21 protein-coding genes are annotated in these 19,420 nt (G+C 42.9%); 9 read left to right on the top strand and 12 right to left on the bottom strand.

What is annotated here, in order from left to right:
- From PAP_RS07155 to PAP_RS07145, 3 genes are all read right to left on the bottom strand, one after another.
- A complete protein-coding gene (locus PAP_RS07155; protein WP_048165360.1) occupies positions 1 to 699 on the bottom strand; it encodes a DNA alkylation repair protein in 699 nt (232 codons plus the stop codon).
- Positions 700 to 784: 85 nt separating this feature from the next.
- Positions 785 to 1,576, bottom strand: coding sequence for an ABC transporter permease (locus PAP_RS07150; protein ID WP_048165359.1), 792 nt, complete (start codon positions 1,574 to 1,576; stop codon positions 785 to 787).
- Positions 1,573 to 2,535: an ABC transporter ATP-binding protein gene (locus tag PAP_RS07145; RefSeq protein WP_048165358.1), complete on the bottom strand. Its 963-nt coding sequence runs from the start codon at positions 2,533 to 2,535 to the stop codon at positions 1,573 to 1,575. Before PAP_RS07145 ends, PAP_RS07150 begins: the two co-directional genes overlap by 4 nt.
- Positions 2,536 to 2,789: 254 nt before the next feature.
- On the opposite strand from PAP_RS07145, the gene PAP_RS07140 reads away from it, so the two are divergent.
- Entirely contained in the window at positions 2,790 to 3,956 is a 1,167-nt protein-coding gene (locus PAP_RS07140) for an MFS transporter (RefSeq protein WP_048165357.1), read from the top strand.
- An 88-nt stretch (positions 3,957 to 4,044) separates the two neighbouring features.
- Here PAP_RS07140 and PAP_RS07135 read toward each other — a convergent pair whose 3' ends face one another.
- Positions 4,045 to 4,605: a nicotinamide-nucleotide adenylyltransferase gene (locus PAP_RS07135; protein ID WP_048165986.1), complete on the bottom strand. Its 561-nt coding sequence runs from the start codon at positions 4,603 to 4,605 to the stop codon at positions 4,045 to 4,047.
- Between the two features lie 31 nt (positions 4,606 to 4,636).
- A complete protein-coding gene (locus PAP_RS07130) occupies positions 4,637 to 5,404 on the bottom strand; it encodes an SAM hydrolase/SAM-dependent halogenase family protein (RefSeq protein ID WP_048165356.1) in 768 nt (255 codons plus the stop codon).
- A 55-nt stretch (positions 5,405 to 5,459) separates the two neighbouring features.
- Between PAP_RS07130 and PAP_RS07125 the strand changes: the two genes are divergently transcribed.
- Genes PAP_RS07125 through pgsA form a run of 3 tightly spaced genes read left to right on the top strand, consistent with a single transcriptional unit; the run spans position 5,460 to position 8,178 of the window.
- A complete protein-coding gene (locus PAP_RS07125) occupies positions 5,460 to 7,079 on the top strand; it encodes a COG1470 family protein (protein ID WP_048165355.1) in 1,620 nt (539 codons plus the stop codon).
- The gene (locus PAP_RS07120; RefSeq protein ID WP_048165354.1) at positions 7,076 to 7,609 is read left to right on the top strand and encodes a tRNA (cytidine(56)-2'-O)-methyltransferase; all 534 of its coding nucleotides are present in this window, start codon (positions 7,076 to 7,078) and stop codon (positions 7,607 to 7,609) included. The genes PAP_RS07125 and PAP_RS07120 overlap by 4 nt, the downstream gene beginning before the upstream one ends.
- 5 nt (positions 7,610 to 7,614) lie before the next feature.
- Positions 7,615 to 8,178 carry an archaetidylinositol phosphate synthase gene (pgsA, locus tag PAP_RS07115; protein ID WP_048165353.1) on the top strand — a complete coding sequence of 188 codons (564 nt, stop codon included), beginning with the start codon at positions 7,615 to 7,617 and terminating at the stop codon, positions 8,176 to 8,178.
- 40 nt (positions 8,179 to 8,218) lie between these two features.
- On the opposite strand, the gene pdo is transcribed toward pgsA, so the two are convergent.
- Positions 8,219 to 8,893, bottom strand: a complete 675-nt coding sequence (pdo, locus tag PAP_RS07110; RefSeq protein ID WP_048165352.1) for a protein disulfide oxidoreductase — start codon at positions 8,891 to 8,893, stop codon at positions 8,219 to 8,221.
- A gap of 146 nt (positions 8,894 to 9,039) precedes the next feature.
- Between pdo and surR the strand changes: the two genes are divergently transcribed.
- The 3 genes from surR to PAP_RS07095 are packed head-to-tail and all read left to right on the top strand — an operon-like array spanning position 9,040 to position 11,142.
- The gene (surR, locus tag PAP_RS07105) at positions 9,040 to 9,732 is read left to right on the top strand and encodes a sulfur metabolism transcriptional regulator SurR (RefSeq protein ID WP_048165351.1); all 693 of its coding nucleotides are present in this window, start codon (positions 9,040 to 9,042) and stop codon (positions 9,730 to 9,732) included.
- Between the two features lie 15 nt (positions 9,733 to 9,747).
- Positions 9,748 to 9,951, top strand: a complete 204-nt coding sequence (locus tag PAP_RS07100; protein ID WP_048165350.1) for a DUF362 domain-containing protein — start codon at positions 9,748 to 9,750, stop codon at positions 9,949 to 9,951.
- A gap of 3 nt (positions 9,952 to 9,954) precedes the next feature.
- Complete coding sequence (locus tag PAP_RS07095; protein WP_048165349.1) at positions 9,955 to 11,142, top strand: geranylgeranyl reductase family protein; 1,188 nt, start codon at positions 9,955 to 9,957, stop codon at positions 11,140 to 11,142.
- A 4-nt stretch (positions 11,143 to 11,146) separates the two neighbouring features.
- Here the strand turns inward: PAP_RS07095 and PAP_RS07090 are convergent, their stop codons facing one another.
- The 3 genes from PAP_RS07090 to serK form a co-directional block, all read right to left on the bottom strand.
- Complete coding sequence (locus tag PAP_RS07090) at positions 11,147 to 11,944, bottom strand: ATP-binding protein (RefSeq protein ID WP_048165348.1); 798 nt, start codon at positions 11,942 to 11,944, stop codon at positions 11,147 to 11,149.
- 167 nt (positions 11,945 to 12,111) lie between these two features.
- The gene (locus PAP_RS07085) at positions 12,112 to 12,360 is read right to left on the bottom strand and encodes a hypothetical protein (protein WP_048165347.1); all 249 of its coding nucleotides are present in this window, start codon (positions 12,358 to 12,360) and stop codon (positions 12,112 to 12,114) included.
- Between the two features lie 146 nt (positions 12,361 to 12,506).
- Positions 12,507 to 13,238, bottom strand: coding sequence for an L-serine kinase SerK (gene serK / locus PAP_RS07080; RefSeq protein WP_048165346.1), 732 nt, complete (start codon positions 13,236 to 13,238; stop codon positions 12,507 to 12,509).
- Positions 13,239 to 13,345: 107 nt separating this feature from the next.
- Between serK and PAP_RS07075 the strand changes: the two genes are divergently transcribed.
- Positions 13,346 to 14,620, top strand: a complete 1,275-nt coding sequence (locus PAP_RS07075; RefSeq protein ID WP_048165345.1) for an amidohydrolase — start codon at positions 13,346 to 13,348, stop codon at positions 14,618 to 14,620.
- Between the two features lie 81 nt (positions 14,621 to 14,701).
- Positions 14,702 to 16,114, top strand: coding sequence for a DEAD/DEAH box helicase (locus tag PAP_RS07070; protein ID WP_048165344.1), 1,413 nt, complete (start codon positions 14,702 to 14,704; stop codon positions 16,112 to 16,114).
- On the opposite strand, the gene truA is transcribed toward PAP_RS07070, so the two are convergent.
- The 3 genes from truA to pheT form a co-directional block, all read right to left on the bottom strand.
- Complete coding sequence (truA, locus tag PAP_RS07065; protein WP_048165343.1) at positions 16,089 to 16,889, bottom strand: tRNA pseudouridine(38-40) synthase TruA; 801 nt, start codon at positions 16,887 to 16,889, stop codon at positions 16,089 to 16,091. The genes PAP_RS07070 and truA overlap by 26 nt on opposite strands.
- Positions 16,890 to 17,275: 386 nt before the next feature.
- Complete coding sequence (locus PAP_RS07060; protein ID WP_048165342.1) at positions 17,276 to 17,686, bottom strand: hypothetical protein; 411 nt, start codon at positions 17,684 to 17,686, stop codon at positions 17,276 to 17,278.
- 48 nt (positions 17,687 to 17,734) lie between these two features.
- Positions 17,735 to 19,417: a phenylalanine--tRNA ligase subunit beta gene (pheT, locus tag PAP_RS07055; protein ID WP_048165341.1), complete on the bottom strand. Its 1,683-nt coding sequence runs from the start codon at positions 19,415 to 19,417 to the stop codon at positions 17,735 to 17,737.
- Positions 19,418 to 19,420: the final 3 nt, after the last annotated feature.

The following is a 19,420-nucleotide window of genomic DNA, read 5'->3' as shown; positions in this document are numbered from 1 at the left end:
TCACGCCCCTATCTCTTTAGATGATAGCCTCCTCTGGACTTTTTCGCTCCTCAGCTCTCTAAGTGTTTCTGTGGCAATGTATTTTGCACTTTTGGTTTCCAATTTTTTGATTTCCTCAGCCAGCTCAATGGCTTTTTTGTTCAAATACAAGTTCCTCTTTCCAATTTGTCTCAACGCCCAGCTTACAGCTTTCTTGACATAGTTTCTCTCGTCCTTAGCACCCTCGAGGATGTAGGGGAAGAACTTTTCAAACTTCTCATTATTTGCCTTTTTGTCGCTAATAGCTAACTTTGCCATTAAAGCAAATCCTGCTCTTTTTACAAACTCCTCCTCTCTCTGGCTCCACTCAACGGCCTTTTTATATGCAAACTTCGTTCTCCAGAAAAGATTTATAACACATTGGTCGCACAAATCCCAGTTGTCAAAATCCTTGACCCAGCGCTCCATTAGGTCTTCATCAACTTTCTCGGGCTCAGCAACCATGCTCGCCAAAATTCGCGCTTCGTGGATGTTAGAATCCCACAGCTTCAAGGCAAGTTCATGGTTTTTACCTATTTTCTTAGCCAGCTCCCTCAGCTTTGGCTTAGGGACCCCTAAAATCTTGGAGGAGGAAGTTATGCCAAACCTTTTCATGCCTTCAATATTTCTTTTATCTCCTAAAGATGCCAAAATATCTAAGACATCCTCTATCATTATCATACCCCGTCGTAGAGTCCTGCTAAAAGTATTTAAGTTTCACGATAACCTCCCATAGCGAATAAAAATAGAGAGGATAACACAAAGGTTACTTTTCAAGTGCCTGCGCAAACCCTCTGGCGCCTAGCAATAAGCTTACAAGCGCAAGAGCTGATAAGTATATCATAGATATTAGCAACGTTGAAGCTAATAGCGGGGTTGAGTAGACAAAAGATCTAACTAGCCTTGCGGCATGGGTCATGGGATTAACTGCGACTATTAGTGAGAGCAATCTGTTACTGCTGAAGACGCTTTCAGGATAGAACACCGTGGAAAGGAACATCATGGGCAGCAGTAATATGCTGGAAATTGCAAGAGGGAGATTTGGATTTTGGCTCTTGGAAAGGAGATATATCATGAAGCTTGCCAAGGCTACAACAAGGCTCATATTAACCAAAAAGCTTTTTAGGATTCCTGATAATGTCAAAGAAAGCCCTTCTGCCATTAAAGCTGCTAAGAGTGTAATTACCGACATTGCTATTAATGCTCTCAAACATGAGCCCAAAATCTTGGCTAGGAAGAGAGCTGAGCGAGGCACAGGGAGTGTAAAAAGTGTCTCCAAGCCACCTCTGAACTTATCCTGAATGAATGTTGCAGCACCCCGAAATCCTTGGTTAATGCCTATTATCGTGAGCACTCCTGGAAACATGAAAGCAAGGTAGGAGATTTCTTTTCCTCCAAAATTCACGTTTCCAATGAGCTTTTCCATCAAAGGCCCAAAGAGCATGACGTATATCAAAGGCTCAAACAGCGTTCCTAAGAAAAATTCCAAATCCATGCCCATTTTTACTTCCCTTGAAATGGCGACCCTAAGCGAAGACACTACTGATTTTAAGTTCATCCCATGTCACCTCCAGAATTTTCTATTATTTCAAGGTACACGTCCTCGAAGTTTGCAGCGGTTGTGACAATATCCTTAATTTTTAGCTCCTTAGATGCGAGAATTCGAACAAGGTTGTTAATGGAGCGATCCAAGGAATCCAGCTTTATCTCAACTGCATTTTCGCTTACTTGAAAAATGCCCTTGATTCCATCAACCTTCATAAATTCATCCATTAAAGTATTAGAAATCAGTATGGGATCTTCAAAAATAACTTTAACGGTCTTACCAAATCTTTTTCTCAAATCTCTCGGCGTGCCTTCAGCTATTAGTCGACCATTGTTTATGATGATCACTCGATCCGCAAGATACTCTACCTCATAAAGATCGTGGCTTGTAAGAAGAATAGTTGCCCCACTATCCTCAATTTTGTCTTTGATTAGCTTCCACGTGTTCCTCTTGCTTTTTGGATCCAGTCCTGTTGTTGGTTCGTCAAGAAAAATCACAGGCGCTTTGGCAGATAGGACAGATGCTAACTGCACTCGTCTTTTCAAACCAGTACTTAATTGAAACGGTTTTTTACGTCTATGATCATTTAGATTAAAAGATTTGAGAGCTTCTTCGCAACGCTTTTTGGCTTCTTTTTTACTAAACCCTCTAAAACGGAGGTAGTAGGTTATATGTTCTTCAACAGATAAAGATGGAATCAAATCTGGCTCTTGAGGCATGTACGCTATCCGTTTTCTAACGTCTAATGGATTGTCTAAAACATCTATCCCCTCAACCCTTATGGTGCCTTTGTCAGGCTTGTAAATTGTGGCAATCATCCTTAAAGTTGTTGTTTTTCCAGCCCCGTTGGGACCAAGAATGCCAAGAACTTCACCTTCTTTTGCTTGAAAACTGAGGTTGTCAACGGCAGTAATCCTCCCTTTAGGACTTGAAAACGTTTTTACGACATCTCTTAATTCAACGGTTGTCACCCCTACACCTCCCTAATGAGAACATTGTGCATTTTGGGTAGGCTTGGAAAGGTTCTTAACAATTGTAAGTACCATAGCTGAGAACAATTGCCTTCCATATTTATTAAACTTTTTGTTGTAACAAACATACGTTTCTCTTTAATTCTTAAACTACCCGAGGGCAATAAACTTTTAAATAATTCAACACATTTCATATGGCAGGACATCTGGACTTTAAGCTTACTGAACTCTAAATTATGAGGAGTGTAATTTCAATGCGCTGGAGTGAAATCCCCCGCGATGCTAAAGCCTATATGCTCTACCATACAATCATAGCTCCACAGCTCATAGTGTGGACTCTCCTCCCGCTCTACATGATGTACTCTGGTTACTCCGTTCTTGAAGTCGGGGCGTTCTTCACAGCCGTTAACATAATCTCTATACCGCTAACCTATCTCTTTGGCAGGGCGTTTAACCACTGGGACATTAAAAAGGGGCTGATTGCGATAGACGCGCTCGATGGAATAGCTTATGTCCTCTACGGCTTTGCAAAGGGTGCGATAGCTCCACTGATGCTCTTCGCTGGGAGGACCATCGAGAAGTTCTCCACCATGCTTTATCCCCTCTACCGTGCTTACGAGCAGATCATTTACCCCGAAGATAGATATGAGGAGATATTCGCCTGGCACCTTCGGCTGCCGGAGATAGCGCGGCTGGTAACGTTCCCAATCCTTGGCTACCTCTTCGGCTATGTCTTCCCAAAGCCGGAGCACTACCGTTTAGCGTTCATCTTCTTTGGGTTGCTCTCAATAGCCACGATGGCCTACATCTGGCTGTTTCTACCATCCGTGGGGAAAGAAGAGAGGATAACACCAAAGGGCTTCACCTTCAAGGCCGGCGAATTCAAACTCCTCCTCACTTTTGAGGCTTTGCTCACACTAGCCTGGGAGCTCGCTCCCGAGATAGTTCTCATAAACTATGTTGTTTTTGTGCTCAAAAAGACGATCTTTGAAGTAACACTGATAGCCTGTGTAAGTAGTATTGCTTCAATAATCGGCACCTATGCCAGCGAGAAGGTTCCAAGGGAAAGGGGTTTTCAGGCGATAGGCTTTGGAATGTTCCTCAACGCGGTTTACGCTCTCATTATGGCGCTTTCTCCACCCTTCTGGCTGGCACTGATGGTTTATGCCATAGGGGATTTTGGCACCACTCTCTGGTTCCCCTTCTACCGCTCCTGGATGTTCAAGCTCATCCCCAAGGAGAGAGCGAGCGAGTTTCACGCAGCAATAACAAGCTATCGCAGGTTGATTGGCCTCGTTACTCCATTTATCGCTGGCGCGCTCGCGAGTGTATATGCGACTCTTCCGTATGCAGCAAGTTTGGTACTGTTCCTAATAATGGGAGGCCTCTTTATGAAAGCAAAGCGTGAAATGCACGTTTAGAACAGCTAATAGACATCTTTGGTAGGAATATATCTTGCCTTCAGTTCAGCCGGGCATGTAAAACAAGAAGAAAAAAGCCCCGGGGACTTTAAAACTCCGGAATCCTTATGGGGGCTTGTAATTCCTTCTCATTGGCTTCCAAGTTCGTTGCGAGCATCTTTATCCTCTCAACACCTTTAATCTCCTTGATGTATTCCACGACACTCTTTGGAACTAAATTCTCCCAGGACTCATCTTCAAGCATCCTACGTCTTATCTCCGTCGCCGAGAGAATATCCTTCCTAAACATGGGCTGGACAAAGACCTTGTATCCTCTCTCCCTAAAGAGCTGAGCCACGAGGGAGTTTCCTGTAAAGACTACATCGAACTTTGGAACTATGGACTCCACGTAAGGAGCCCAGATTGAGTTGAAGTTTATGTCTGGGAGCGGGATTAGGAAGTATCTTCCCCTATCAAAGCCAGCTTCGTCCAAAGCCCTTAGGAGCATTTCCATTCTCTCACTCGTTGTGAATGGGTTCTTTAACGTGTGACTAACTTGTGCACTCCCAATTCCAATTATAAGCTCATCCACTTCCTTGAAAATAAACTCTAAGGCCTTTAAGTGTCCGTTGTGAACGGGTTGAAAACGCCCGATGAAGAGACCTCTCATACCTTCACCTCCAAAGCCCAAATTTTTGAACTTAATAGACAAGCTTCACCTCCAGCTCATCGCCCACATTAACCTCTAAAATCTCAGCAGCAGAGCCCTGATTGACAGCTATCTCTAAGTAATCGTGGCTTCCTGGCAAAGCTAAGAGCTCTCCCTTACCAACTTCGCCATAGGTGTCCTTGTAGGGAATTCTAATACTCTTAACTTCAATGTAGGTTGGCTTTTCGTAGTCCTCTAGGCCTAGAATCACGTTGCCGAATTCATCGATGTATATAACTTTTAAGAGCCAGGCATCTCCGCTTTTCTTAGGCTTTAAGTCAAGTTTTATTATGCTCTCCATGTCTATTTCCTCTCCCAAACGGGATGGTTCATACCCAAGCTCAAGAAGAGCTGCTGCTGGCCCAAAAACGTCTCTCCCATGGAACGTAGTGCTTATTTTTCTCCCGATTATTCCCTCCATCTTTCCTATATCAATCTCATAGGCTGCTTTTGGAGTTATGTGTTTTAGCGGCAATGTCGCAAGGCCGTTATCGGGAACTATTAAAAATTGGCTCCCCTCTATGATCAGAGCCCTCCTCGAAGTGCCTACCCCCGGATCAATAACTCCAACATGAATTGTGCCTTTTGGATAATACTTCACAATCTGCTCCATCACAAAGGAGCCTTCTAAAATGCTGTGCCGCGTTATTGAGTGTGTTATATCTATTAACTCAACTTCAGGATTTATCGAAAGTATTGCTCCTTTCATCTCGCCTACATATGGTGCTTTGAGCCCGAAATCAGTTGTAAGCGTTATCATAGTACCACCTAAAGTTTATTAAGCTGCAAATGTTAAAGGCTTTTGGGTGGAGTAAGTGGACAAATTTAAAAAATACGCTCTGTTTGTAGCATTCTTGGTGCTGGCTTCCGGATGTATTTATAAACCCCCCTATACCATTAACTTTTCCTTAAATAAAAATGTCGTTGAGCCAGGTGAGACCTTTTATATAACCTTAACGTTTAATAACACGGGAAAAGTTGCTTTTGTCGGAATGGAAGATTTAAGTGATATTCCCGACGGATTTATAGTGATTAGATATCCTCAATTTCCCCGCTTCCTGAAAGTTGGAGAAAGCGCCGATCTAGTGTGGGTTTTAAAAGCACCTTTAGCCCCTGGGACGTATCCCATAAAGTTGCGCATAAATTTTATAGATGAGCTTCATAGAGCGTGGTTTGAATATAGAGAGTTTGTGATTACAGTTGTAAAAGGAAGCAATTCTAACAGTAAAAATAAAGAGGGCAAACTTCTCTTGAACTTTGGGATATCCTCTTCTACGCTGGAAGGGGGAGAAGAGTTTCAGTTAACGCTCAATTTAACGAATATAGGGGACAAAACTGTAAAAGTGGGAGAGGTTAACATTTATCTTTCAGAGGGAATAGAACTGAGCTCCCAAAGCACTTTACCGGATAAAATTCCCCCGCAGGAAACCGTTTTGGTCAATTATACATTGAAAGCAAAATACATGCACTCAAAAGGATACATAACCATATTTGTGAGCTATAATGAAGGTGGAACGGAAGTTAAAAAAGTGCTGAGCGGTGATGTTGAAGTCCTCTGGAGGCCCTGGATTCACGACAGAGAAACTTTGAAAGAGGCTTATAAAGACAAGTATGGCTGGATAGTCGATCCCTACATTGTAGACGGATACTGGATAAAAAAATATAAAGCTGAAATAACCGGAGACCTAGAGAGCCTAACACCATACATTAAAGGACTGACAGAGGGAGCAAAATCCGAGGTAGATGCGGCAAAGAACGTCTATAATTGGATAAGGGATAACTACACATTTGGGGACACAACGACAGCTCTTGAGCCCATCAACATAGCAGAGCAAAGAAAGATAAGCTATGATGAAGGACAAATACTCTTTGTCGGCATGATGAGGGCTTTAAATGTTCCCTCCAGACTTGTGACGCTGTACAACGGTGGGGACTGCACTTTGAAAGCAGTCTCTGAATTTTACTCAAATGGAGAATGGTATGTTGTAGATTTTGAGAGGGGCTTTTTTGGAAGCAGGGGAGAGTACATAGCTACATCCTTCTTCCCTCGTCTCTATCAAATGTTAACGGACGGAGGTTATAGATTGGTTGCTCAAGCTCCGGAAGAACTAAAGGGGCATGAACACATTGATGTGACCGGTGAATATACCGCAAAAATTAAAGAGACACTAATAGAAGAAATTGAAAAGAGAACATCTCCGACAGGAAGGATCCAGCTTAATAAGATACTCATGGATATGGATGAAAATGAGCAACTTTTTGCTCTATTTTTATTGGCATCAGCCCCTAAGGACGAGCTCAATTATGTGCTAACAAAATACAGTGCCGGGGACATCGGGAAAAACATTAAAACCATACATGAATTTTACAAAAATAAGCCTTATCCAGATGATTTTGAAGAATACTGGAAAATATTAAGGGAGGGACTGGGATGATTGTAGTTTTGCGCTTGGGACACAGACCGGAGAGGGATAAGAGGATAACAACTCATGTAGCCCTAACAGCGAGGGCGTTTGGAGCGGATGGAATAATCATAACCACAGAAGATGAGCACGTTGAGGAAAGCGTTAAGGATGTTGTGGAGAGATGGGGAGGTCCTTTCTTCATTGAATTCAACGAGAACTGGCGCAGGATTTTAAGGGAATGGAAAGGGAAGATAGTCCACCTTACCATGTATGGCCTACATATAGATGATGCTCTTCCTAAAGTTGAGGAGGACTTAGAAAGAGGAGAGGATCTGCTCATTGTGGTTGGAGCTGAAAAAGTTCCAAGGGACGTTTATGAGAGAGCAGACTACAACATAGGCGTTGGCAATCAGCCGCACAGTGAAGTTGCGGCTTTGGCCGTCTTTTTGGACAGGCTCTTAAAGGGAGAAGGTCTTAGGAAAGAGTTCCAAAATGCCAAAGTTAAAATAATCCCGCAGGAAAGAGGCAAAAAAGTGATCACACTCGAGAAAGAGGAGTGAGGAGGATGGTCCTAAATAAGTACCGGCCAAAGGTCAAAGGATATCTGGAATCTATTGTATCTCCTTTGGCAAAGCTTGGCCTAACTCCAAACCAGCTCACCCTTATAGGGTTTTTAATAACACTCGCGAGCGCTTACTACTTCTCCCTTGGAGCCCAGAGAGTAGCGGCTTTGATTTTAATTTTTGGCTCTTTGGTAGATGCTCTAGATGGGACATTAGCTCGACTGACAGGCAAAACCTCTCGCTTCGGCGCTTTTTTGGATTCCACAATTGATCGAGTAAGCGATGGAGCAATACTGTTTGGAATTGCTTATGGTGGGCTTGTAAGGTGGGAGGTTGCTTTTATCACGCTGATTGGGGCATATTTGGTAAGCTATGAGAGGTGCAGGGCTGAATTAGCGGGAAGCGGCAGCTTAGCCATAGGAATAGCAGAAAGGGCAGAGCGTTTAATAATCCTAGTGCTCTTCGCCTTGTTAAATAGAGTCGAGCTTGGTGTTTATATAGTTGCTGTGTTGGCGTGGATTACTGTCTTTCAACGTTTAATTGCCGCAAAAGAAAGGCTCAGTTAATTTTTGTCCTCTTAAATTTTTAGAGAAAAGAAAGAAGAAATCACTCTAAGGCTTCCATGAGCTTCTCGAGGAACATCTTCTCCGGATATGCACCCTCAAATGAAACTTTGTCTTCGCCGTTAACCCTAATTACAACCTTTGGAACGGCCATAACGCTGTATTTGTCTGCCAATTCTGGGTACTCAATAGCCTCAATCATATCTCCAAGGATCTTGCCCTTTCCTGCCAATGCATTCTCAATAGCAAACTTGTGGGCCATCCTAACAGCCATTGGGCAGTATGGGCATGTTGGTGTAACGAAAGCATATATTTGGACGTCCTTGTCAATGTTCTTAAGGGCTTCCTTTGTCTCAGGCATTAAGTCTGTAGTACCGTTTGAAACGTCAACTATGTCCTCAAGGAAAGCTCCGAACTCGTGCCCTGCTGGAAGTCCAAAGTATCTAACACCCAAATCTTTGCCGTCTTGGGTAATTACAAGTGAAGGAGCTTTGTCAATCCTATACTTCTCTGCGAGCTCCTTCTCATTATCAAAGTCATGGATCTCGTAGCTCACCAAGTCGCTAAGTTCACTAACCTCTTGAACGAGCTGCTTTAGTTGTTCACAGTACTGGCAGTGGTCTTTTCCAATGAAGACGATAATCTTAACTGGATTAGTTAATTTTGAGAAGAACTCCTCCCTAATAACTTTCTTGTCTCCATCGCTAATCAGTCCCATTCTTCACACCTCCAACTTCAATCTAAAGGTTTATAACCTCTGGATGCAACAATTTAATTAAACCTTTGCAAATTTAAAGTTATCAACCAAAGGTTAAAGTGGACAATATATAAACTTTACGCCACAAGTTTGGGTAGGTGGGGAACATGTCTGAGCCTGATATATTTTACATCCTTGGGAATAAGGTTAGGAGGGATTTACTGAGTCATTTAACTTGTACTGAATGTTATTTTAGTCTCTTAAGTAACAAAGTTAATGTATCATCAACAGCCGTCTCAAAGCATCTAAAGATAATGGAGAGGGAAGGCATCATCAAGTCCTATGAGAAAGAGGGCACGTTTATAGGTCCCACAAGGAAGTATTACCAAATAACGTTCTCTAGGACATATATAGCCACCGTAACTCCAAACCTATTCTGGTACAAGGGACTAGATTTACATGAAGCTCCAGAGAAGCTAGGAAAATATAACATTAATCTTGAAGAGTTAAAACTATCCCATGACAACCTAACAGACATGATAATCGATTTTATAGGATCTAACGAACAGTTAAGCCGCATCTTAGATGCCCTTAAGGATATTGAGAGCTATAGAAACTGGCTCATTGAGGAAATAAAAGACATATACCTCAAAGAGATAGGCGATATGACGCAATTAGCTATTCTCCATCACCTGCTTTTGTATAATGAGGCCACAGTGGATAACCTCAGTGACATATTGAACCTGAAGGAAAGGGAAGTTTTAAAGAAGGCTGAAGAGCTTAACAAATTTGTTCCGTTAATAATAAAAGACGGTGTCATTAAGATAGATGAAGAAGCATTAAAGAAAAAATCTCAATGAATCGGAGGGTCAAATATGGCACTGCAGAGGATTAAAATAGAGGTTACTAAAGAAAAGTGCTACTTATGCGGCTCCTGTGTTGCGGTATGCCCAAAAGAAAGTATAGTACTTGAGAACGATGAATGGATTTTCTTCCAAGATAGGTGCATCTCATGTAAGTTTTGTATTGCAGCTTGTCCAGTTGGGGCTTTGAGTGCAAAACCTTTGGAGGAGGAATGAACTATGCACTATGATGTCGTTGTAGTTGGAGCCGGTATAGCTGGCCCAATCTTAGCAAGAAACGTTGCAAAGCAGGGATATAGCGTTCTTGTAATAGACAAAAAAGCCGAGATTGGTTCGCCAAAGAGGTGCGGAGAGGGCCTCGGCATTGGAACCTTTGAGAAGTATGATATTCCCTATGATAAGCGCTTTATCAATAGGGAAATCTATGGTGCTGCTATATACTCTCCAAATGGACACAAGCTTGAGCTCCGCTATAATAAAGCGAGCGGTGTTATATTAGAGAGAAAAATCTTTGATAAGATGCTCGCATATTATGCAGCGAAAGCGGGCGCTGATGTGATGGCAAAAACCGAAGCCATCGGACTAATAAGGAGAAATGGAAAAATTGTTGGACTCAAAGCCAAGCATGAGGGAGAGACCCTTGAGATTAACGCTGACATAATCGTCGCTGCCGATGGTGTTGAGAGCAGAATCGCAAGGTGGGCTGGAATAAACAGCTTTTTGCCGCCCCATGAGCTTGACTCCGCTTATGAGTACGAGATGATTTTAAAGGACTTTGAATTTGATCCTGACCTAATTCACCTCTACTTTGGAAATGAGGTTGCCCCAAGGGGTTATGTTTGGATATTCCCAAAAGATGAAGACAGAGCAAACGTTGGAATTGGAATCAATGGAGATAATCCAAACACTGCTAAATACTATCTCGAAAAGTGGCTCAAAGAGAACAACATTAAGGGTACAAAAATCCTTGAGGTAAATGTTGGCGGCGTTCCCGTTGGAGGCTTCTTAAAGGAGCTCACAAAGGAAAATGTCGTTGTGGTTGGAGATGCAGCTCGTCAAGTGAACCCAATGCATGGCGGAGGAATGGCCGAGGCGATGGAAGCTGCTACAATAGCATCAAAGTGGATAGTGAAGGCTTTGGAGGAAGAGAACCTTGAACTTCTCGAAAACTACACAACCGAATGGTGGACAAACGATGGAGAGAGGCTCATGAAAGTCCTCAAGATAAGACAAATAAGCGAAAAACTAAGCGATGATGAGCTTGATGCCGCTGTGCAAGCACTAAGCGGTGCCGATGCCGAAAAGCTGGCTGCAGGAGATTACAAAGAAGTCTTCAAAGCATTAATAAAGCATCCAAAAGTTCTCTTAAAGCCGCGCATGCTCAAGCTTTTGAGAGAAGCTCTGTGAGCTTTTATCTTTTTGTCGCTTCTTTTATAATCCTCATAGCCTCCTCCAAAATTTCCTCGTTGCAGCTGTGGCACATGATTTTAAATGTGGGCACCAAAACGCTCATTCTAACTTTGTGCTTTCTTGCAAGCTTGCTTATCTCAAAATTAAGCTCATAAGCTAAGTCCATGCTTTTTTCGGTTATGACACTCTCATAATCGAGGTATTGGAGAGGGCATCCTTCGCGCCACTGTCTCCTCCTGCCGTGTTCGTACATTCGGAGGGGTTCTATTTTGGCTTCCTTCGCCAGCTCTTCAACATCATTTGCGGTGTATTTTATAAGGGGTCTAAAAAAGGGTATTCCAATTTTCGGAATCCCGCTGAGCCTAATATCCCCTTTCCACTGGTCAAGCAGAGCTCCGATGATTTTATCATTCGAATTGTCGCCCTTTGCCAAGACATCGAAGCCGTTGAGCTTGGCGAAGTAGTAAGCATTGAAGAGCATTCTCTTCTTGCACTTCATGCACATCTTATTGCCCTTTCTCCCTATAACATCTCTCAAGAGCCCCTCGGTCGTATCGACGATGTAATGAGTTACTCCAAGCTCTTTTGTAAAGTTCAGCGCCCAGAGGAGTGGCTCACGCCAAGACCAGCGGTGCTTAAACGTGAGCGCTGCAACATCAAAGCGGGCCTTCTTTAGGAGGTAGAGCGCTAAACTGCTGTCCTTTCCACCAGAAAATAAGAGCAAAATTCTCTTATCATAAAGGCCGCTCTCTTCACCAAATGATTTTAAATCCTCTATTACCTCGCGGATTGCTGGCATAGGAGAAAAAAGAGAAGATGAGGTTATAAAGCTTCCGTGTTTATGCAATTGTTGCATTGTGTAACTACATAATTAAGCAATTAGATAATTGTGGGTCAGCTACCGGTCGTCATCATATCTCAATCCAGGGAGTTATCATCATCCCCTAATGGACTCTAAACGTTAGCTTAAAGCTCTATTCCTTTCACTTTATCGCTTACGTAGCCCTCTAAAATCTCGACCCTAACTTTTCTTTCTTCACCAGTCAAATCACTCATAAGCTCAACGCCTTTGGCGTAGTCCCAGAGCCGCCGTTTAGCATCGTCATCTATCGCTTCGCACATAACTATGATTTCTTTAGCGTTTTCTTCACTTGCGAGCTCGATAACTTTTTGGGCATCGCTAACCGTAAAGAGGCCTTTCTTCTTGAAGAGCATTGAAATCACCATGAAAAAATACTGGTGGAAGGTATATATGCATATCCCAAGCTGAAGGCAAAAAGTTGTGGAAAGGTTATCATATTTTGCTTACATCATTTTGAGAATTAGCAGTTGAGGGCGTAAAAGGTTAAATAAAAAGAAGCTCAGAAGAGCTCCTCCAACTTCACGTCAATCTTGTCTGGGTTGAAAGGCAAGACGTGTCTTGTAGTCTTTGGTGAGTAAACCTCACTGCGCTTGACGAGCTCCATAACTTCCTCCTTGCTTGGGGCTTTTCTTATGAACACATAGTCAATTTCGCCTTTGTCCATGTCTTCCCTTGCATCCTCTTTGAGGCCGTAGTAGATGAGCTCTATCTCGCCCTCTACGCTCATCTCATCGAGAACTTTACTGACCTTCTTCTGCTCATCGAGGGCACCGGGTATCTCATACATCTTCTCCTTGCCGACGAGAGCAAAGGCAATCTCACCCTTCTCAGCCTTCTCCTCGGCAGCTTCGCTTTCAATGATCTCCAAGCCTTCTGCCTTTAAGCGCTCTAGAACCTTATTTAAGTCCCCCTTGAAAGCAGGATACCATGTGTAAACTTTCACATCATCGCTGAAATAGTCCAAAATCACGGATGGGGCTTTCTTAGCACCGAGCTTTTGGAGTCCAGCCCATCTGTGGTGGCCGTCAACTATGAGGTACATGTCCTCTCCTGGAACCTTGGCCAAAAGCATGGGCTTCCAGAAGAGACCCGAGCCGGTAACACTCTCGATGAAGGCCTCAAGCTCCTTTTGAACGAGCTGCTCGTGAGGCTTCATCTTATCAAGCTCAATAAAAACGTAATCAACTTTCTTCGTTGGAATGTCGTACTTTGGAACCTTCTCAACTCCCATTTTTGAACCCCCAAATAATTTTCCAATATGTGAAATGTTTCATCAAATAAAAACCTTGTGTCAAAAATCCTAAAAAGAGTGGGCGGTAGTTTTACAACGGTGGTGTCATGCTAATCAAAAACGCGGTTTTGCCGAACAAAAAGAGAGCGGATATCTATATAGAAGAAAAAGAGATAGTGAGCATAAACGGGGAGAAGAATAAAGATGACTGGGTTATAGATGCGAGAGGAAAGCTCGTTCTCCCCTCATTCTATAACACCCACACTCACTTAGCTATGACTCTGATGAGGGGCATTGTTGAGGACTTAGTCCTTAAAGACTGGCTCGAAAAGATAGTCTGGCCAATGGAAAAGCACCTGAGCAGGGAGCATGTTTACTGGGGCTCCATAATTGGTGGTTTAGAACTCATAAGGTCAGGAATTGCAGGAATAGCGGATATGTATTTTTTTATGGATGAGGTTGCCAAAGTTCTGAAGCTTTTAGGGCTAAGGGGCACTTTAGGAACGACGATTTTTGACTTTCCATCCCCTGAAGCGGAGAGTACAGACGAAATGTTAAAAATTGCTGAAGCTTTTGCTAAAGACTATCAAAATGATGAGCTTATAACGCCGAGCATAGCCCCCCATTCTACTTACACCTGTTCACCCGAGACGCTCCTTAAAGTTAAGGAGCTTGCGGATAAGTACGGTCTTTTGATCCAGATACATTTGGCGGAGACGAGATGGGAGGTTTATGAAATCCAAAAGCGCTATGGAAAGAGGCCTGTAGAACTTTTAGGGGACATAGGCTTTTTAGATGAGAATGTTTTGGCCGCTCATGCGGTTTGGGTTACAAAAGCAGAAATTAGGACTTTGGCAAAACACGGAGTAAAAGTGGTTCACAACCCAATAAGCAACATGAAGCTTGCGAGCGGCGGCGCTGGCGTAATGCCCTACCCGGAGATGAAGGAGTACGGAGTTTTGGTAACTCTGGGGACAGATGGCGTTGCAAGCAACAACAATTTTGACATGTTTGAGGAGATGAAAGTTATGGCCATAGCACAAAAGAATCACAGGTGGGACCCAACGATAGCAAAGGCTGAGGAAGTGTTTAAGATAGCAACAGAGAACGGTGCAAAGGCATTAGGACTTAAAGCAGGACGAATTGAAGAGGGATACCTGGCCGATTTAATGTTAATTGATTTGAACAAACCCCACTTAAAGCCGTTCTACGACCCAATTACCTTAGCGGTTTATTCAATGAGAGCAAGCGATGTTGATGGACTGATAGTCAATGGAAGGCCACTAATGCTCAACAAAGAGATTTTAGTTGTAGATGAGGCGGAAATGCTTGAGAAGGCCGAGAAAAAGGCTTTTGAACTCTACGAAAAGGCTTTTTCATGATTATTTTTTGCTTTAACTAAAAGATATTGCACAGCAAAAGACATTTAAAGGGAGAAGAAAGAGAGTCTATTTTGATTGACTATGAAGACGGTCAGCGTGAAAATTCCTGATAAAAGCGCAAAGGCTATCATAGTGAATGCACCGCCTAAAGCATATTTTTTAATAGAAAACCTGTTGACGTATAAGCGGGATTTTGGTAAGTGGGAAAAATCAGAAAGCATTTACGACCCCTACGAGCGTTCATTCCCAATAGGGGTTATACCCCGAGTTAGAGAATACTTAAAGTCAAAGGGACTGAGGCTCAGGGTCAAAGATGAGAGGAAAGTTTACGGCATACCTTTAGAGGCACAGTGGAGCGAAGAAATAAAGCTCAGGCCGTATCAAAAGAGAGGCGTTGAAAAAGCCTTAAAGGCAGGTATGGGCGTTTTAGCACTACCAGTTGGGAGCGGAAAGACAATTGTAGGCCTCAGAATAATTTATGAGTTAGGGGTTTCCGCACTCATCATAGTGCACACCAAGGAGCTCCTCTATCAATGGGCAACACAGATAGAAAGAGTTTTAGGTGTCAAAGCTGGCTTAGTTGGGGACAACAATTGGATAGAAAGGCCTATAACCGTTGCAATGATCCAAACTCTCCTCTCGAGGGGAGTGGATAAACTGGAGCTGCCTTATGGGGTTGTAATGTTTGATGAGTGCCACAGAACATCGGCGGCACAGAAGTTCTTTGAGCTTGGAATGAGGCTTACCCAAAAATACCGCTTTGGGCTTTCGGCTACTCCATGGCGTCGCGTTAAAGGAGAGGAGGTAAAAATTGAAGGTGCAATAGGGCCTGTTATATACGAGATCAAAGCGGACACACTAATTAGGGAAGGATTTTTGGCAAAGCCAAGGTTCAAAGTTTTGAGGTATGAGTCAGAGAAAGTTCCCTTCAGCGAGCGCTATAAAGAGTTCTACGAAGAAATGGTGATGAACCACAAGGAGAGGAACAAGGCAATAATTGAGGAAGCTGTAAATCTTGCCAAAAAAGGACACCGGGTTCTAATTGATGTTAAGAGAATCGAGCATGGAGAAAATTTGGTAAAGATGCTCAAAGAAAAGGAAATTAATGCAGAATTCTTAAGCTCACAGACAGTGGACAGATGGGACATACTCGAGAAATTCAAAAGCGGCGAAATAAATGTCCTAACTTCCACGTTGCTTAAGGAAGGAGTTGATATACCTGAAATTTCGGCAATAATCTTGGCAGGCGGCGGAAAGAGCGATATAATGACCATCCAGACCATTGGAAGGGCTTTGAGACCCAAAAACGGAGGAAGTGCCGTAATAGTAGATGTTCTCGACAATGATCCTCTTTTGTTCACCCACTTCATAGAGCGGCAAAAGGCCCTAATGTCCTACTACGGCAAATACTATGATAAAGCTCTTGTAAAAGAGTTCGGAATTGATGAAAGCAGCAAGAAGAAAAAACCTAAAGGGCATCTAACCAATCTCTAAAGATGCTCGCTTTAATCACCGCCGCAGAGAAGCGCTCAAAAAATTCCCTTTTTGCTTTTTCTATGGAGTACTCATCCAGCTCAAATGAAGCGTTGGGATATCTAATTTCCCATAGGACGAGGTTTTCTGGCGGTGCTGGAGGTACTTTTTTATCACTTTTTAGCTCGAGCATGTCTCTTATTTCCTCCTCGCTCAAAAGGCCTAAAGCACAGAGCTTTAATGCATTTGCTATTCTCCTGACCATCTCCCAAAGGAAGCTTTCACCTACAAACTCCATCATTATAAGCCCATTCTTTTGAGTTATGCTTATCTCCTTAACAGTTCTCACAGGGTTTTTGAACTCCTCCAGCTTTGCAAAGTTTGAGAAGTTGTGCGTTCCTAAGAAGAGCCGTGCACAGCGCTCCATGGCCTCCAAATCAAACCCTTCATCCACGAGGTAATAGCGATAGACCTTCTCCTTCGCAGCATAGCGCGGATGAAAGTCCTCGGGCACTTGGGCAATTCCAAGAACCCATATATCCCTTAAATGGTGGTTTAAAATTCTTGGAGTGGCAAGCTTTGGGTTTTCCGTATCAAAAGCCACAACATTTCCAAAGGCGCTTACCCCTCTGTCAGTTCTAGAGGCACCTTTGAAATTGCTCCTCTTTGGGTCTTCGATTATGCCCAGTTTTTGGAGCGTTCTAATTATCTCACCCTCAACTGTTTTAACATCTTTTTGGCGCTGAAAGCCGAAGAATTTAGTGCCATCATAAGCTATCTTTAAGGCTATCCTCATTTCTATCGCCAAAAAATTTTTAAATCTCTCATAATATATAAGCTTTATGAGAATTTTGGCATCTTAGGCCTTCTAGTATTTCAAACTTTAATACCTTAATGTGCATAGTTGTTCGTAAGTGCTGCGCTCTGCTCATCCTTGCCTTTCATTATGTAAACCTTTATAAATATCAAAGAAAAATGTTCAAAATTTCCCGTATACAGAGCAGATTATTTGGATTTACGACAAATAAATCGAGACAAACCTTAAATTCAAAGCAGAGTACAACAAAATGGGGGTGAGAGTATGGAGATAGAATGCATAAGAGATGTTGAAATATGGAGTGCAATAGAGAACTTTGAGCTAATGCTTTCTCAACTGATAAAGAGGATAAAGAAAGAGAAAAACTAGACTTTTCTACCTTCCTTTTCTTCAGGCCTCACCAAGAAGCCCAAATAAATAAAGCCGTATAATGCCAAGCCGGCGCTCATTAAAATCCCTAAAATGTCTATAAATGTCATCTCAAATTCGTAGAGAGTTATCCCCAAAGTTCCAATCGCTATCAAAACAATGGCAATCAATGCCCTTATGCCCTTCTCTTCTATATAATCCACGAAATCGAAGGAGAGCCAAGTAAATATCTCGAAGAATAAATAGGAAGACTTTATCATGCCGCTTTTCCAGTACCACAAACTTGAAACGGCCATAAGGAGCATGATGCTGATTCGCCCTGCATATTTGTATTTCTCCATTATTTTTGGGAATGTTATTCCCACAAGGATGCCCAAAATAATAGCTATGAACAGATACACATTCATTGTATCACCCTAAAGAGTTAGAAGAGATAGTAAATAAAAGTTTTGAACTCAGAGAAAGCTCCCTCTATAGAGGGGCCTTAAAAAGACTTCAAAGACGGCAACAGGGATCTCTAAACCCCAGTTTTCGAGCACTTGTGGATGGACTTCTCCAATTATTCCAAGCTCCTTGCCCTCAACGATAACCTTTCCAACCCTTCCTGAAATGAATGATGCGTGCTCTATTTCTTCGAGCTCGTACTCAAAGCCGAGGTGCCTCATTAAGCCATCCAAAATCTCCTTAGCTTCAGTGAACGTCACCTTGGGATGTGCAAGTGCAACGGCAAGCTTGTCTTCGCTTCTCGTCTTTGTTTCGGCATTCTCGTCTATTAGTGTCGCCTTTCCAACTTCAAAAATTTTCTGCGGGTACTCTTCGTGGGTGTTTTGGCTTAAGAAGTCCATAAGCGATGGAATAAGCCAGCTCCTCAGTGCGCTCCACTTGAGGCTTATGGGATTTTCAATCTCAACGAGCTCTCCCGAGGAGAGGTTCATCTTATCAAATTGAGCCTCTTTGTTTGTTAAATTGAACGTCATAACTTCTTGAAGACCAAAGCCAACCATCAAGTCCCTAACGGCATTTATAAAGTCGATGAAGTCCTCGCCCTTACCTTGAACCGCAAGCTTCGGCTCCTCTGGCTCAATCTCGTTGTAGCCGTAGGCTATAAGCACGTCTTCGAGAACATCTCTCGGGTGCATTATATCATCTCTAAAGGCTGGATACCTGAGCTTTGCCTTCCCATTGACGAGCTCAACTTCATAGAACATTTTCTCCAAGAGCTCTTTGACGTCTTCATCCGTTAGCTCAAGGCCTGTGAGCCTCTTTATGTAGTCGAGCTCAACTTCAAACTCCTTAGGTGTGAAGTCGGGCGTCTCTATCTCAAAGTCTTTGTAAACTACTTTAACACTCTTTATCTTCCCGCCACGCTCTGCTAAAGCTGTTACAAGAACGTTTAAGGCTAACATAATCTTGTCCAAATGCCATCCAGTGATGTCTATGAAGATGTTTCTTGTTTTCTCGGTGACCTTTCCATGGGTTTCTGAGTTTATAACGGGTGGCATTGAGAGCACGTTACCTTCACTGTCCACTAAGAGGGGGTAGTAGGGCTTTCCTTTAATCAAATGCCCATACTCCTGCCCCTTCTCGTGCTTCTCTAGGATTTCATCAGCGGTCATCTCCTTATCGTAGTTGAGCGGAATGAACTTAATCTTGCTCGGCTCGACAGCTTTGTAGTAAAGGGGCGGTTTAATCTTGTCGAAGTCGAAAGTTCCAATTGCAACCTCTCTCCTCCTTCTCCCAAAAGTTAACGCTATCTTCTCTTGTAACTGGATCAATTGCTTGAAGGCTTCTTCATCCAAGTTAACGTTCTCAACTATGGCGTAAACTCCATAGGGTCTAATATCTCTGAGCTTTTCGTCAACGTAAACAACAACGTCACTTTTCTCAACTTCATACTTTGGCAGTCCTCTCTTCATTCCCAAGGCCCACTTAACCTGCCTCGCTATTCCCTCGGCACTCCAAAGGTCAGGCCTGTTCGTATCTTTAGCATCAGCTTTGAAGTATATTTTACCCTCATGCTCCCAGAGGTCGTCGAGCTCACACTTAGCGTAAAGGAATAAGTCTTCCCATTCCTCAACTGTGAAAGATTTTCCAACGAGTCTTTCCAAATCATCTTTAGACACATCGAACTTTGGCATCCT

It is taken from the genome of Palaeococcus pacificus DY20341, assembly GCF_000725425.1.
Lineage (GTDB): Archaea > Methanobacteriota_B > Thermococci > Thermococcales > Thermococcaceae > Palaeococcus > Palaeococcus pacificus.
This window is presented reverse-complemented; position numbering and strand designations above follow the sequence as displayed.